This window comes from Bradyrhizobium sp. Pa8 (genome assembly GCF_052588265.1).
The window spans coordinates 8594476-8609263 of sequence record NZ_CP176767.1 but is presented as its reverse complement, the minus strand read 5'-3'; the positions used below and the strand labels follow the sequence as shown (position 1 = coordinate 8609263).

At 66.1% G+C, this 14788-nt stretch carries 15 protein-coding genes; 13 read left to right on the top strand and 2 right to left on the bottom strand.

The features are described 5' to 3' along the window. Window positions 1-6: 6 nt before the first annotated feature. Genes ACKWRH_RS40845 through ACKWRH_RS40835 form a run of 3 tightly spaced genes read left to right on the top strand, consistent with a single transcriptional unit; the run spans window position 7 to window position 3639 of the window. The gene (locus ACKWRH_RS40845; protein WP_445218163.1) at window positions 7-663 is read left to right on the top strand and encodes an aspartate/glutamate racemase family protein; all 657 of its coding nucleotides are present in this window, start codon (window positions 7-9) and stop codon (window positions 661-663) included. Window positions 664-685: 22 nt separating this feature from the next. Beyond that, entirely contained in the window at window positions 686-2269 is a 1584-nt protein-coding gene (locus ACKWRH_RS40840) for an ABC transporter substrate-binding protein (RefSeq protein WP_445218162.1), read from the top strand. Further along, a complete protein-coding gene (locus tag ACKWRH_RS40835) occupies window positions 2266-3639 on the top strand; it encodes an amidohydrolase family protein (protein WP_445218161.1) in 1374 nt (457 codons plus the stop codon). The genes ACKWRH_RS40840 and ACKWRH_RS40835 overlap by 4 nt, the downstream gene beginning before the upstream one ends. Here the strand turns inward: ACKWRH_RS40835 and ACKWRH_RS40830 are convergent. Next, entirely contained in the window at window positions 3629-4546 is a 918-nt protein-coding gene (locus ACKWRH_RS40830; protein WP_445218160.1) for a LysR substrate-binding domain-containing protein, read from the bottom strand. The two genes, ACKWRH_RS40835 and ACKWRH_RS40830, sit on opposite strands and share 11 nt — an antisense overlap. A gap of 273 nt (window positions 4547-4819) precedes the next feature. On the opposite strand from ACKWRH_RS40830, the gene ACKWRH_RS40825 reads away from it, so the two are divergent. The 10 genes from ACKWRH_RS40825 to ACKWRH_RS40780 all read left to right on the top strand — a co-directional run bounded on the left by ACKWRH_RS40825 (window position 4820) and on the right by ACKWRH_RS40780 (window position 13815). After that, window positions 4820-5857 (top strand): ABC transporter substrate-binding protein, encoded by a 1038-nt coding sequence (locus tag ACKWRH_RS40825; RefSeq protein WP_445218159.1) that lies wholly within the window; start codon window positions 4820-4822, stop codon window positions 5855-5857. A 23-nt stretch (window positions 5858-5880) separates the two neighbouring features. Continuing rightward, a complete protein-coding gene (locus tag ACKWRH_RS40820) occupies window positions 5881-6921 on the top strand; it encodes an ABC transporter ATP-binding protein (RefSeq protein ID WP_445218158.1) in 1041 nt (346 codons plus the stop codon). Then, window positions 6918-7793 carry an ABC transporter permease gene (locus ACKWRH_RS40815; protein ID WP_445218157.1) on the top strand — a complete coding sequence of 292 codons (876 nt, stop codon included), beginning with the start codon at window positions 6918-6920 and terminating at the stop codon, window positions 7791-7793. Before ACKWRH_RS40820 ends, ACKWRH_RS40815 begins: the two co-directional genes overlap by 4 nt. Then, the gene (locus tag ACKWRH_RS40810) at window positions 7790-8596 is read left to right on the top strand and encodes an ABC transporter permease (protein WP_445218156.1); all 807 of its coding nucleotides are present in this window, start codon (window positions 7790-7792) and stop codon (window positions 8594-8596) included. Before ACKWRH_RS40815 ends, ACKWRH_RS40810 begins: the two co-directional genes overlap by 4 nt. An 8-nt stretch (window positions 8597-8604) precedes the next feature. Continuing rightward, a complete protein-coding gene (locus ACKWRH_RS40805) occupies window positions 8605-9741 on the top strand; it encodes an NAD(P)/FAD-dependent oxidoreductase (protein ID WP_445218155.1) in 1137 nt (378 codons plus the stop codon). 29 nt (window positions 9742-9770) lie between these two features. Next, window positions 9771-10067, top strand: a complete 297-nt coding sequence (locus tag ACKWRH_RS40800) for a (2Fe-2S)-binding protein (protein WP_445218154.1) — start codon at window positions 9771-9773, stop codon at window positions 10065-10067. Next, the gene (locus ACKWRH_RS40795) at window positions 10064-11482 is read left to right on the top strand and encodes an FAD/NAD(P)-dependent oxidoreductase (protein ID WP_445218153.1); all 1419 of its coding nucleotides are present in this window, start codon (window positions 10064-10066) and stop codon (window positions 11480-11482) included. Before ACKWRH_RS40800 ends, ACKWRH_RS40795 begins: the two co-directional genes overlap by 4 nt. Continuing rightward, window positions 11479-12600, top strand: a complete 1122-nt coding sequence (locus ACKWRH_RS40790) for an NAD(P)/FAD-dependent oxidoreductase (RefSeq protein WP_445218152.1) — start codon at window positions 11479-11481, stop codon at window positions 12598-12600. Before ACKWRH_RS40795 ends, ACKWRH_RS40790 begins: the two co-directional genes overlap by 4 nt. 12 nt (window positions 12601-12612) lie before the next feature. Beyond that, window positions 12613-12960: a RidA family protein gene (locus tag ACKWRH_RS40785; protein WP_445218151.1), complete on the top strand. Its 348-nt coding sequence runs from the start codon at window positions 12613-12615 to the stop codon at window positions 12958-12960. 135 nt (window positions 12961-13095) lie between these two features. After that, window positions 13096-13815, top strand: coding sequence for a hypothetical protein (locus tag ACKWRH_RS40780; RefSeq protein ID WP_445218150.1), 720 nt, complete (start codon window positions 13096-13098; stop codon window positions 13813-13815). Here ACKWRH_RS40780 and ACKWRH_RS40775 read toward each other — a convergent pair. Beyond that, the gene (locus ACKWRH_RS40775; RefSeq protein ID WP_445222563.1) at window positions 13805-14653 is read right to left on the bottom strand and encodes a tetratricopeptide repeat protein; all 849 of its coding nucleotides are present in this window, start codon (window positions 14651-14653) and stop codon (window positions 13805-13807) included. The two genes, ACKWRH_RS40780 and ACKWRH_RS40775, sit on opposite strands and share 11 nt — an antisense overlap. Window positions 14654-14788 lie beyond the last annotated feature (135 nt).

The window sequence follows — 14788 nt, the reverse complement described above, 5'->3', positions numbered from 1 at the left end:
AGTCCCATGACCCGTCGTCGCATCCTCGTCATCAACCCCAACTCCTCGGCGTCGGTGACGGCGGCGATCGACGAGGCGGTCGCGCCGCTGCGCATTGCCGGCGGGCCTGACATCGAGGTGGTCGGCCTTGCCGAGGGACCGCCGGGCATCAGCTCGCAGCGCGATGCCGACAGCGTGGTCATGCCACTGGTCAACCGTGTGTCGCGCGATGATGCGGATGCCTTCGTGCTCGCCTGCTTCAGCGATCCCGGCCTGCATGCGGTGCGTGAGGCGGCGGGCCGCCGTCCGGTGCTTGGCATCGCCGAATGCGGCATCTTTCGCGCGCTGATGCTGGGCGAACGCTTCGGCATCATCGCGCTGTCGCCGTCGAGCATCCGCCGCCAGCAGCGCATGGCGCGGGTGATGGGCGTCGATAGCCGTTACGCCGGAAGCTGGTCGGTCGGCGCGAGTGCGGCGGAAACGGCAGGCGCCGATATCCGCGGCCGCTTGGTCGATGCCGGCCGCGCGCTGGTCACCCAATGCCGCGCCGATGTCGTGGTGATGGGGTGCGCCGGCATGGCCTCGCACCGCGCGGCGATCGCGGATGCGATCGGCGTGCCCGTGATCGAGCCGGCGCAGCAGGCGGTCGCCGCTGCAATCGGCGCGGTCTTGTTGAACACGTAAGATCCGTCAGGAGCCTTTTGTCATGCCGATCTCCCGCCGCTCGCTCCTCAAGGCTGCTGCAACAGTGCCGGCGCTGTCGCTGCCGGGCATCGTCCGCGCCGAAGCGCAGAGCACCTTGCGTTTCATTCCCGTCATCGACCTCGCCTTCGTCGATCCCATCTATTCGACCGCGCAGGTGTCGCGAAACCACGGCTTCATGGTCTACGACACGCTCTATGGCATGAGCTCCTCGCTCCAGGTCTCGCCGCAGATGTTGTCGGGCCACGCCATCTCCGCTGACTTGCTGCAATGGGACCTCAGCTTGCGTGACGGCCTGTTCTGGCACGATGGCGAACGTGTGCTGGCCCGCGACTGCGTCGCCAGCATCCGCCGCTGGGCGGCGCGCGACGGCTTTGGCGGCGAGCTGCTGGAGGCGACCGCCGAGCTCTCGGCTGCCGACGACCGCACCATCCGCTTCAGCCTCAAGCGTCCGTTCCCGCTGCTGCCGCAGGCGCTCGGCAAGGCCGCGATCAATCCCTGCTTCATGATGCCGGAGCGGCTGGCGAGCCAGGACCCGTTCAAGCCGCTGACCGAAGTCATCGGCAGCGGCCCGTTCCGCTACCTTGCCGACGAGCGCGTGCAGGGCGCGCGCAACGCCTATGCCAAGTTCGAGCGCTACCAGCCGCGCACCGACGGCAAGCCGGATTGGACCGCGGGACCGAAGATCGTGCACTACGATCGCGTGGTCTGGACCACAACGCCCGATGCCGGCACCGGCGTCGCCGCGCTCCAGACCGGCGAGCAGGACTGGCAGGAGACCACGCCGCACGATCTGCTGCCGATCATCAAGGCGGCCGGCGATATCGAGACGCGCATCCTTGACCCCAGAGGCTACGCCTGCATGCTGCGCCTCAATCATCTGCAGCCGCCGTTCGACAATCCTGCCGTGCGCCGCGCGCTGCTGGGCGCGATCGATCAATCCGCGTTCATGACGGCCGTGGCCGGTACCGATCCGGCTTTCCAGGTCTCGCCGATCGGATACTTCGCCCCGGGTACGCCGATGGCGAGCGACGTCGGCCTCGATGTGTTCCGCGGGCCGCGCGACTACGCCAAGGTCAAGGCCGAGCTGAAGGCCGCCGGCTACAACGGCGAGAAGATCGTGGTGCTGGTCCCCACCAACTCGCTGGCGCAAAAACCGCTCGGCGAGATCGCGGTCGACAGCCTGCGCAAAGTCGGCATGAACGTCGAATATGCCGGGCTCGATTTCGCCGTGGTGTTGCAGCGCCAGCTCAAGAAGGACCCGATCGGGCAGGGCGGCTGGAGCGCGGCGGTCGGCAACTGGCAGGGCATCGACTGGCTCAATCCGGCTGGCAACACCAACATCCGCGGCGAGGGCAAGGTCGCCGGCTGGTACGCGAGCGAGAAGATGGGGCCCTTGCGCAGCCAGTGGCTGGCGGCCTCCGAGCTCGCCGAGCAGCAGCGCATCTGCCGCGAAATCCAGGCGGTCGCCTTCGACGAAATCCCCTATATTCCGATCGGCCTGTACAAGCAGCCGACCGCCTATCGCAAAACCATCACCGGCATTCTCGACGGTACCGCCGTCTTCTGGAACGTACGCCCCGCATGAGCACCACAGCAATTTTCGGCAGCTATGTGCTGTCACGCAAGGACGGCGCGCAGGACGTGCTGCGCGACCATTGGGTCCTGGTCGAAGGCAAGAAGATTGCGGCAATCACGCGCAGCAAGCCGAGTGCGGATCAAACTTACGACCGCCCCGGCCGCTTCGTGCTGCCCGGTCTCTTGAACCTGCACAATCACTGCTTCTCCGAAGCGGTGGCGCGCAGCCACACCGAGGATGGCAACGGCCGCAAGAACAACCAGAGCATCGTCTATACGGTGCTCTTGCCGCTGACCAAGCGCGGCGCCGATATCCTGTCGGTGCAAGAGCGCCTTGCGGTCGCGCGGCTCGGCATCCTCCAGCTCCTCAAGGGCGGCGCCACCACCGTGATGGAGCCGTTCCGCAATTCAATTCCGGAGATGTTCGATGCGGCCGAGGAGATGGGCATCCGCTTCTACGGCGCGCCCTATCTGTTCTCGACGTCCGACGCCAAGGCGGGTCCTGACGGCGTCGTGCGCTATTCCGGCGACGACGGCACCGCCGACATGGCAACGTGGGACGCGCTCTATCAGCGCTGGAACAATCGCGGCGACGGGCGCATCGGTCTTGCGATGAGCCCGCACGCCACGGACACCTGCGGCCCCGATCTGCTGAAAGCCTGCGCGGCGTGGGCGCGCGAGCTTGGCGTGCCCATCACGACGCACATGGCGCAGAGCCGTGCCGAGGTCGAGACCATCGGCAAGCGCTATGGCGGCCGAACGCCGGCGCAATATCTGGACTGGCTCGGCCTGCTGGCGCCGGACCTGATGGCCGCGCACTGCATGTTCAGCACCGACGACGATCTCAAGCTGATGGCCGCGCGCGGCATGACCGTACTGAATTGCCCGCGCGTATTCGCGCGCGCCGGCGTCACCGCGGCGTTCAGCCGCTTCGCCGAGCACGGCGTCCGCACCGTGGTCGGCACCGACGGCTACAACATGGACCTGCTGGGCGAGCTCAATGCGGCGTCGCTGATCTCCAAGGTCACCTCGGCGCGCGCCGATGTCGCCAATTCGCCGGAGCTGATCGAGGCGAACACGGCCGTGGCCGCCGACGTCATCAAGCGGCCTGATCTCGGCCGGATCGAGCCGGGCGCGACGGCCGATCTCACCGTCGTCGATCTCACCCATCCGCATCTTCAGCCGCTGTTCGATCCGCGCCGCGCGCTGATCGCGCTCGCCAACCGCGCCAACATCGATCAGGTCATGGTCGACGGCCGCATGCTGGTCGATGAGGGATGCTATCTCGGCGCGGACGAAGCGGCGATCACGGCAGCGGGTGCGGCCGCGATCGGCAAGATATGGGACCTGCCGGAGGCGCAGGCCGCGTTCAACGGCTGAGCGTTGCGTCGTCCTCGAATTCAACCAGCGCCTTGCGCATGGTCTCGACCAGATCGAGCGCAACCGGCGAAGGGCTGCGCTGCGCCGGAAAGACCGCGGAGAATTCGAAGTCGATGCGCGGAACGAAGCGGCGCACGACGACGCCGCGGGTGGAAAATTCCTGCGCGGTGAAGGGATCGCAGATTGCGACGCCCAGCCCGGATGACACCATGCCGCACATGATCTCCGACAGCGTGGTCTCGACCCTGAGCACGCGGCGGACATCGTGGCGATGGAAGACCTGGTCGACGAGGTGCCGGCTCGATGATCCCGCCGACAGCGAGACGAATGTCTCGCCCTCGAAATCGCGCGGCTCCAGCACTTGCTTCTCCGCGAGGCGATGACCGGTCGGCAGCACCGCGACGCGCGCCAGCGCGGGCAGCCGCTGGCTCGGCAGGCCGGAATGGGCGATCGGCACCTCGGCAAAGCCGATGTCGCATTGATTGTTGAGCACCCAATCGACCACGATCGGCGAGATCACGCCGAAGAAGGCGAGGTTGAGGTTGGGCCGTTCTTTCAGGAAATGTCCGGCGAGCCGTGGCAGATAACCGTTCGACAGCGCCGGCAGTGCCGCGATCCGCAGCGAGCCGGTGCGGCGGCCACGGATTTCCTCGGCGGCCGCTGTGATGCGTTCGAGGCCGACGAAGGAGCGCTCCACTTCGGTATAAAGCGCCATCGCGGCGGCGGTTGGCACCAGCCCGGTACCGCGCCGCTCGAACAGCTCCATTTTCAGCAGCGCCTGGAGGTCGCGCAGCAGCCGGCTCACGGCCGGCTGCGTCACGGTCATCAGCGCTGCCGCCTCAGTCACGCTGCCGGTCAGCATCGTCGCGCGGAAGGCCTCCACCTGGCGCGAATTGATCCGGGCCATCCTCAATTCCATTCATAACATCTAGGCATGCAGAGGGTGCCATTATTCATTGGACGATGGAAGCCAGGGTTTGCGATCTTTTTCATCAGGACTGGAGACAGCCCGCTTTTTCGGCAGATTGGAGGTGTTCAAACCTCCGAATCGCGCCAAAACCTGGCGAACAGGGGCCGGAGCCCTGTCCGGAGAGGGTTGGCGCGGAAGGAAATGCGGAAGGCGCCTCAGTCAGAGATTTTTCGGCACGTCACCTCATCCCGGTATTGGAGATCGGTCCATATGAAGACTCTCAGCCTTCTCACCGCGGTCAGCATCGCAGCGCTCATCGCCGTCCCGTCGGCCGCCTCGGCCCAGCAGAAAACGCTCTATGTCGCCGGTTACGGCGGCTCGTTCGAGAAGACCATCCGTGATGAGGTGATCCCGGCCTTCGAGAAGGAGAACGGCGTCAAGGTCGAATACGTCGCCGGCAACTCCACCGACACGCTGGCCAAGCTCCAGGCGCAGAAGGGCAACCAGCAGATCGACGTCGCCATCGTCGACGACGGCCCGATGTACCAGGCGATTCAGCTCGGCTTCTGCGGCAAGCTCGACGGCCTGCCGGCCGCTGATCTCTACGACACCGCGCGCTTCAAGGACGATCGCGCTGTTGCGATCGGAATCGTCGCGACCGGCCTGATGTACAACACCAAGGTGTTCGCCGAGAAAGGCTGGGCGCCGCCGACCTCCTGGAACGATTTGAAGGATACGAAATACGCCAAGCAGCTCGTGATCCCGCCGATCAACAACACCTACGGTCTCGAAGCGCTGGTGATGCTGTCGAAGATGAACGGCGGCGGCGAGACCAACGTCGATTCCGGCTTCAAGATCTTCAAGGAGCAGATCAATCCGAACGTGCTCGCCTACGAGCCGTCGCCGGGCAAGATGACCGAGCTGTTCCAATCCGGTCAGGCCGTGATCGCGGTGTGGGGCACCGGCCGCGTGCAGAGCTTCGCCAACACCGGCTTCCCCGTCGACTTCGTCTATCCGAAGGAAGGCGCGGCCACGCTGCTGACGACCGCGTGTCCGATCACCAAGCCGAACGCCTCGCCTCTTGCCTCCAACTTCGTCAAGATGCTGCTCGATCCAAAAATCCAGCTCGTGATGCTGAAGGACTACGGCTACGGCCCGGTGCTGAAATCGCTGGTGGTCCCGCCGGAGCTCGGCAAGATGGCGCCGATCGGTGAGCGCGCGGCAAAGCTCTATAATCCGGACTGGACTGTGATCAACGAGAAGCGCGAGGAGTGGACCAAGCGCTGGAATCGCGAGGTCGAGCGTTGATCTGATCGTTGCGGAGACAGCGCATGGCCTATCTCGAGCTCGATCGGGTCGCAAAGCAGTTCGGCGTGCAGACTGTGGTCGATGACTTCAGTCTGTCGGTGGGCAAGGGGGAGTTCATCTCCTTCCTCGGCCCGTCCGGCTGCGGCAAAACCACGACCCTGCAGATGATCGCGGGCTTCCTCGATCCCACACGCGGCGCGATCCGCCTGGAGGGCAAGGACCTGACCGCGATCCATCCCGCGAAGCGTGGGCTCGGCATCGTGTTCCAGAGCTACGCGCTGTTTCCGCACATGACGGCGGCGGAGAACGTCGCGTTCGGCCTCGAGATGCGCAACGTGCCGCGCGCCGAAAGAACCGAGCGCGTCCGCACCGCGCTCGCGATGGTCGGGCTCGCCGGCTACGAGGACCGCCATCCGCGCCGCATGTCCGGCGGTCAGCAGCAGCGCGTGGCCCTGGCGCGCGCGCTGGTGATCAAGCCGAGCGTGCTCTTGCTCGACGAGCCGCTGTCGAACCTCGACGCCAAACTGCGCGAGGAGATGCAGATCGAGCTGCGCCAGATCCAGCGCACCATCGGCACCACGACGATCCTGGTCACCCACGACCAGAACGAGGCGATGTCGCTGTCCGACCGCATCGTGGTGATGAGCCAGGGCCGCATCGAGCAGATCGGCTCGCCGCAGGAGACCTATGAGAAGCCGGCCTCGGCCTTCGTCTCGCAGTTCCTCGGCAAGACCAACGATTTTGCGGCGACGATTGATCGGACCGCGACGCCGGTGCGGCTGGTTGCCGGCTCCTGGAACGCGCCGGCGCCGGCCGGGCTCAGTGGCCCCGTCACTGTCAGCATTCGCCCTGAACGGATCGGCTTTGGCGATACGGGGCTCAGCGCAAAGATCGTCACGCGTATCTTCCAGGGCAATCACTGGCTGTTCCAGTGCGACAGCGAATGCGGGCCGGCGATCGTGATCCGCCAGAATGACGGGACGGCGCCGCCGGCAGAGGGCGAGGCGGTTCGCCTCGTCTGGCGGCCCGAGGACATGAGCGTGCGCGCGAGGGCAGGCGCATGAGCACGGCCGCCGAGGAGCGCAGCGCGCGTGCGCCGTGGGCGCTGACCGCGCCCGCCTTGATGCTGTTCGTGGGCGTGCTGCTGATTCCGCTGGCGATGACGGTGATGCTGTCGTTCCACGACTGGGGCCAGTACAAGGGCATCGAGCCGGTCTTCATCCTCAAAAACTGGCACGAGATCGCGACCGATCCCTATTACGCAGAAATGTTCTGGCGGACGTTTCGCATTGCGATCCTGACCACGGTGCTCACCGCCGTGCTTGGTGCGCCGGAAGCCTATATCCTCAACCGCATGAGCGGCCGCTGGAAGAGCTTTTTCCTGCTGATCATCCTCGGGCCGCTCTTGATCTCCGTGGTGGCGCGGACGCTTGGCTGGGCGCTGCTGTTCGGCGGCAACAACGGCCTCGTCAACAAGCTCCTGATGTCGCTCGGGGTGATCCGCTCGCCCATTCCCTTCATGTTCACCGAGACAGGGATGGTGGTTGCGCTCGCCCATGTGATGATGCCGTTCATGGTGCTGTCGGTGTGGGCCGCGCTCCAGCGGCTCAACCCGCAGATCGAGAACGCCGCGATGTCGCTCGGCGCGGGGCCCGTGACCATCATCCGCCGCATCATCATGCCGCAGATCATGCCGGGCGTGCTGTCGGGGGCGATCATCGTGTTCTCGCTCTCCGCCAGTGCCTTCGCGACGCCCGCGATCATCGGCGGCCGTCGGCTCAAGGTCGCGGCGACGCTGGCCTATGACGAGTTCCTCAACACGCTGAACTGGCCGCTCGGTGCAGCGGTCGCAACGCTGCTGCTGGTCGCGCTGGTGCTGATCGTCGTCGGCAGCAACGCGCTGATCGAGCGCCGCTACGCGGAGGTGTTCCGATGAGCCGGAACGGCACGCTGGCGCTGATCTTCCACACCATCTTCGTCGTCGTCATGGTCGCGCCGATCCTGGTGGTCTGCCTCGTTGCCTTCACGCCCGAGGGCTTTCTGTCGCTGCCGACCAACGGATTCTCGCTGCGCTGGTTCAGGGCGATCGCCAACTATCCCGAGTTCATCCATGCCTTCTGGGTCAGCCTGGGGCTCGGTGCGCTGTCGTCCCTCGTGGCGCTGCTGTTCGCGGTGCCGGCGGCGCTGGCAATCGCGCGCTATCGCTTCCGCGGCCGCGATGCGCTGGCGGCGCTGTTCCTGTCGCCGCTGATGATCCCGCATGTCGTGCTCGGCATCGCGTTCCTGCGCTTCTTCACCTCGGCCGGCCTCGGCGGCAGCTTTGCCGCGCTGATCATCGCCCATGTCATCATCGTGTTTCCGTTCGCGCTGCGGCTGACGCTGGCGGCGGCGACCGGCATGGACCTCTCGGTGGAGATGGCGGCAGTCTCGCTCGGCGCCAACGGCTGGACACTGTTTCGCCGCGTGACGCTGCCGCTGATCCTGCCCGGCGTCATCAGCGGCTGGGCGCTCGCCTTCATCCAGTCGTTCGACGATCTCACCATGACCGTCTTCCTCGCGGCACCCGGCACCGAGACGTTGCCGGTGCGCATGTTCCTTTATATCCAGGACAACATCGATCCGCTGGTGACGTCGGTCTCGGCCTGCGTGATCGCGATCACCATGACCGCCCTCATTCTGCTCGACCGCTTCTACGGGCTCGACCGTGTGCTCGCCGGCAAGGGCGATACGGGACGATAGGAGAACCCATGTCCAGGGATTACGACGTCGCCGTCGTCGGCGGCGGATTGCTCGGCTCCGCGATTGCTTGGGGTCTAGGCCGGCTCGGCAAGAGCGTGGCCGTTCTCGACGAAGGTGACATCACCAAGCGCGCCTCGCGCGCGAACTTTGCCCTGGTCTGGGTTCAGAGCAAAGGGCTCGGCATGCCCGCTTACACGGTCTGGACCGTGCAGGCGTCGCAAGCGTGGGGCCGGCTTGCTTCAGAGCTGAAGCAACAGACCGGCCTCGACGTCTCGCTTCAGCAGAACGGCGGCTTCCATCTGACGCTCGGCGAGGACGAATTCGGCCAGCGCACCGATCTCGTCAAGCGCATGCACAATCAGACTGGTGCTGCCGACTACAAGATGGAGATGCTCTCGGCGTCCGAGGTGAAGAAGTCGCTGCCGCTGATTGGCCCCGAAGTCTCCGGCGGCAGCTATTGCCCGCTCGACGGCCACGTCAATTCGCTGCGGACGTTCCGCGCCTTCCACACCGGCTTCAGGGCGTTCGGCATCGATTATTTTCCGGAGCGTCCGGTCTCGGCGATCAGCAAGAGCGGTGGCGAATTCCGCCTGGCCACGCCGAAGGGCGAACTGCGCGCCGCCAAGATCGTGCTCGCCGCCGGCAATGCCAACCAGACGCTGGCGCCGATGGTCGGTCTCCACGCGCCGATGGGCCCGACCCGCGGCCAGATCGTGGTGACCGAGCGCACCATGCCGTTCCTGCCGCATCCGCTGACCACGATCCGCCAGACCGACGAGGGCACGGTGATGATCGGCGACAGCAAGGAGGACGAGCTCGACGATCGCGCGCTGAAGCATTCCGTCAGCGCCGTGATGGCCGATCGCGCCCAGCGGATGTTCCCGCATCTGTCGCGGCTCAACGTGGTCAGGAGCTGGGCCGGCATCCGCGTCATGCCGCAGGACGGCTTTCCGATCTACGACCGGTCGGAGACGCATCCCGGTGCCTTCGTCGCCTGCTGCCATTCCGGCGTGACGCTCGCCTCCAACCACGCTTTCGAGATCGCGCGCATGGTCGCAGCTGGCGCGCTCGAGCCGGAGCTGGTCGGCGCGTTCTCGGCCAGCCGTTTCGGCGCCGCCGGTGCTGCGAACAACAGCGGCTATTAGAGATATCTAAAGGAGCCAAGAGGCATCCCATGTTTAGACGATCCGAACAGGACAAGCGACCGCCGGTCCAGATCTTCGTGGATGGCACGGCCATCGCGGCGCGCCAGGGCGACACCGTCTCCGCCGCGCTGCTGGCCTCCGGCTGTGATGCGCGCCGTTCCACCGCCGTGAGCGGCGCGCCGCGTCTGCCCTATTGCATGATGGGCGTGTGCTTCGACTGCCTCGTCACCATCGACGGCGTCGGCAACCGCCAGGGCTGCCTCGTGCCCGTCGCCGAGGGCATGCAGATCGAGATCCAGAAGGGCAAGCGGGAGATCGGAAAATGACTGTGGCTCCCAAGCGCGAAGCCTATGACGTCGTGGTGATCGGGGCCGGGCCCGCCGGCCTCGCGGCCGCCGCGACATCCGCCGAAGCCGGCCTGTCGACGCTGCTGCTCGACGAGAACATCGGCCCCGGCGGCCAGGTGTTTCGCGCCATCTCGTCCACGCCCGTGACCGACCGCAACCAGCTTGGCGCCGACTATTGGGTCGGTGCCGATCTCGTTCAGTCGCTCCGCGCGAGCCGCGCCGAGATTATCCATCGCGCCACCGTCTGGAGCCTCGACCGCAATCTCGAGATCGCCGTCTCGATCGGCGGTGCGTCCGCTTTCCTCAAGGCGCAGCGCGTGATTCTTGCGACCGGCGCGCTGGAGCGGCCGTTCCCGATTCCCGGCTGGACCTTGCCGGGCGTGATGACCGCGGGCGCGGCGCAGACGATGCTGAAATCATCGGCCCTGGTGCCTGACGGACGCACGGTGATCGCGGGGCAGGGGCCTCTGCTCTGGCTGCTCGCCGCGCAGATCTTGCGGCTCGGCGGCCGCATCGACCGCATCCTCGACACCACCGAGCGCGGCAACTACTTCGCGGCCCTGCCGCATGCCTTCGCCTTCCTGACCTCGCCCTATTTCACCAAGGGCCTGTCGATGGTGCGCGAGGTGAAGGCGAAGGTGCAGGTCGCCTCCGGCGTCACCGAGCTCTCAGCATCCGGTGAGGGCCAGCTCGCGAATGTGAGCTATGTCGCCGGCGGCAAGCGCGAGACTATCCCTGCGGATCTGTTGCTGCTGCATCAGGGCGTCGTGCCCAACGTCAATCTGGCGATGGCGGCGGGAATCGAACATCGCTGGGATGATCTGCAATTGTGCTGGTCGCCGGTGCTCGACGCGAGCGGCAATTCGTCGGTCGCTGGCATCGCGATCGCTGGTGACGGGGCCGGCATCGGTGGTGCCAACGCGGCCGTGTTCCGTGGCCGCATCGCGGCGCGCGCGGCGGTGGAGGCATTGGCGCCTGCGGTTGCGACAAAACTTGTGCCGATGGCGGCGCTCCGCGCCGATCTCGCCAAGGCCGAGCGCGGCCGCGTCTTCCTCGACACGCTGTTCCGCCCCGCGCCGCAGTTCCGCATTCCCACGGGCGACACCATCGTCTGCCGCTGCGAGGAAGTCACCGCGAAGGACGTTCTCGATGCCGTCGCCATCGGCGCGACCGGCCCGAACCAGCTCAAGGCCTATCGCCGCACCGGCATGGGCCCGTGCCAGGGCCGGCTCTGCGGCCTCACCGTGACCGAGCTGATGGCGCAGGCGCGGGGCAAGACGGCACAGGAGATCGGCTATTACCGGCTGCGCGCGCCGGTCAAGCCGATCACGCTCGCCGAGCTCGCCGCCGTTCCGAAGAGCGAGGCCGACGTCAAGGCGGTGGTGCGCGGATGACCCAAAACGTGGATGCGATCGTCGTCGGCGGCGGCATCCACGGATGCTCGACCGCGCTGCATCTGTGCCTCGCCGGCATGAAGCCGGTGCTGATCGAGAAAGACTACGCCGGTCGCCATGCTTCCGGCGTCAATGCCGGCGGCGTCCGCCAGCTCGCGCGGCACGTGCCCGAAATCCCGCTCTCGATCCGCTCGATGGGGATCTGGGAGAAGATCACCGATCTCCTCGACGACGATTGCAGCTTTGAGAGTTACGGCCAGGTGCTCGTCGCGGAGAACGAGGAGGAGCTCGCGGTCTGCCGCGCGCGTGTGTCCGAACTGAACGCGCTCGGCTTCACCCATGAAGAGCTGATCGATGCGACCGAGCTGCGGCGCCTGGTGCCGGCGGTGGCTGAAACCTGCCCCGGCGGGGTCGTCTCGCGCCGTGACGGCGCCGCCAATCCGGCGCAGACAACGACGGCGTTCCGGCGCAAGGCCGCGCAGCTCGGCGCAACCGTGCGCGAGGGCGTGGCGGCCAGCAACATCCGGCAGAGCGACGGCCTCTGGCATGTCGATGTCGGCACCGAAACCTTTGCCGCGCCGGTGCTCGTCAACGCCGCCGGCGCCTGGGCCGGGAAGATTGCCGCCGCGCTCGGCGAGCCCGTTCCGGTCGAGACCGTGGCGCCGATGTTGATGATCACCTCACGCGTGCCGCATTTCATCGACCCCGTCGTGATCCTGCGCGGTCGCAAGCTGTCGTTCAAGCAATTCAAGAACGGCACCGTGCTGATCGGCGGCGGCCATCTGGCAACGCCCTATCAGGATCGCAACGAGACGGTGCTGGACTGGAAGAGCCTTGCGATCAGCGCCCGCACCGTGTTCGAGCTGTTCCCGGTGATGCGCAGCGCCACGATCGTCCGCGCCTGGGCCGGCATCGAGGCGAAGATGAAGGACGACATCCCCGTGTTCGGACCGAGCAGCCGCCACAAGGGCCTCTATCACCAGTTCGGCTTCTCGCTGCACGGCTTCCAGCTCGGCCCCGGCGCCGGCGCCGTGATGGCCGAGCTGATCGTCAACGGTGGCACCCAGACCCGAATCGGCGATCTCGGCATCGACCGTTTCCATCCTTCCACGCTCTAAGAAGAGGACATCATGAGCATCTCCCGCAGCATCCGCACGCCCATCATGCACCGCGCCGTCGAGGCCAACGGCTTCGTCTTCATCGGCGGCACCATCGCCGACGACACCTCGGTCTCGATGGGCGATCAGACCCGGAACATCCTCGGCAAGATCGCCGGCTATCTGAAGGAAGCCGGCACCGACAAGTCGCGCGTCGTCAGCACCTCGATCTTCGTCACGGACCTCTCCAAGAAGAAGGAGATGGACGCGGCCTGGACCGAGTTCTTCGGCGACAATTTGCCGACCCGTGCCACCGTCGGCGTCGCCGATCTCGGCGGCGGCGCGCTGATCGAGGTGGTCGTCACTGCGCTCAAGGGCTGATTGCGCTCTTCTCACGGGCCCGTGAAGAGAGCCGTCGATCCGAACATGACGAAGATGTAATGATCTGGACTAGCTGCGGCGCTTTGACGCGCCGCAGTTTCCGTTTATCAGTAGAGGACTCGGCTGGAATGCCCAATGTCCTCGCAGAATAATAACAATAAGCTCGCGATCAAATTTCGCTGTCCCGGAGAACTCGAAGGCTTGCTGCCGCAGCCGGTGCCGGCGAATCTCGGCGTTCCCGACTGGCTCAGGGCGATGCCGACCACGGCCTTCAGCGCCCTCAATCAGCAGGATGATGAAACGGTCAAGCGCTGCCCGCCCTTCATCGACGCGATGACATGCGGATTCCTGATCCCGCTGATCTGTGATCTCCGGATAGAAGATGGCGAGATCAGCTGGGACAACGATATTCCGCCCGGTGGCGAGATCGATTTTCCGCGCTCGCCGATCAGCTTCCACGATCAGGGCCAGCTCACCGGCTCGCCGCTGTTCGAGGCCGACCGTTTCGTCATCAAGTTTCACAATCTCTGGACCATCGAAGCCCCGGAAGGCTATTCGCTGTTCTTCACCCATCCGATCAATCGCTTTGATCTGCCGTTCACCACGCTGAGCGGCCTCGTCGATTGCGATCGCTATCGCGACAGCTGGATCCACTTTCCGGCGCATTGGCACAATACGGGCTTTCGCGGCGTGCTGCCCAGGGGCACGCCGATCGCGCAATGCATTCCGGTCAAGCGCGAGGATTGGACGCGGCAGACCTCGGCCTTCACCGAGGACGAAGCGCAGAAGGTCCACGCCTTGCGCGCCGCGCTGAAGCGCGAGCCGGGCCTGTATCGGCGGAAATTCAGGGCGTAGCCGCCCGCTCGGGCTCGCCCCCCAGAAACTTCGCCGCCGCGCTCGGGCGGAAGAAGAAGCGGCCGTGCGACGAGGCGGCGAGTGTGAGGGCGGCGCGGCTGAGCATCTGCGGCCGTCCGCCATACACGGACCGCAGCGCGGCCTCGCCGCCATCGCGCTCGCCCATCTCCATGAGGCAGATCGCAAGATTGGCGCGGGAGAGCGCGTCGTGCGGGCGAAGCCCGAGCGCGTGACGGTAGGTGTCGGCGGCTTTTGCATAGGCGCCGTCGAGAAGCTCTGCCCAGGCAAGTTCGGTCAGGATGTCGGTGCGTCCCGGCGCGGCCGCGCGCGCGAATGTCAGGATGGTACGCGCTTTGGCGCGATTGTTATTCCGGACATGCATGCGGCCAAGGTCGAGTTGCAGGTCGACGCTGGCGGGGGCGAGCGCGAGGGCCTGCTCGATGATCCCGATCGCCTCGCCGACCTCTCCGGCGTTCGCGAGCTGGCCCGCCAGCTCCTGGAACGCGGGCAGATAGGGCGGACGGCGTGCTGCGGTCTGCCGCAGTTGCGCTATTCCATTGCTTTTGCGCCGCGCGGCGCACAGCGCATGGCCGAGCAGCGTCTCGATCTCCGGATCGTCATTGCGCTTCGCGGCTTTCTCCAGCGGCGCGATCGCCTCCTCCGCACGCTCCTGGCCAAGCAGGGCATGGGCCAGGATCAGCACGGCATTCCGGTCGGTGCGATTTGATTTCAGGGCTTCGGTCGCAAGCTGCCTTGCGATGTCAAACTGCCTTGCCCGTAGCGCCAGAAAGGCTTGCTGAAGCAGTTGGGCGAGGGCGCTGTTCGGCTTGCCGCTCACGAGATGGCCTCTTGGTTGAGACACGTTCGTTTTTTTTCCCCTACCGCACGGCCTGTGCAGCGTCCATCAACAGCTTCGTGATGCGTCGGTGATCGGCCCGGTGGCGTCGCACGCAATGCACGTTGATCTCGTCGC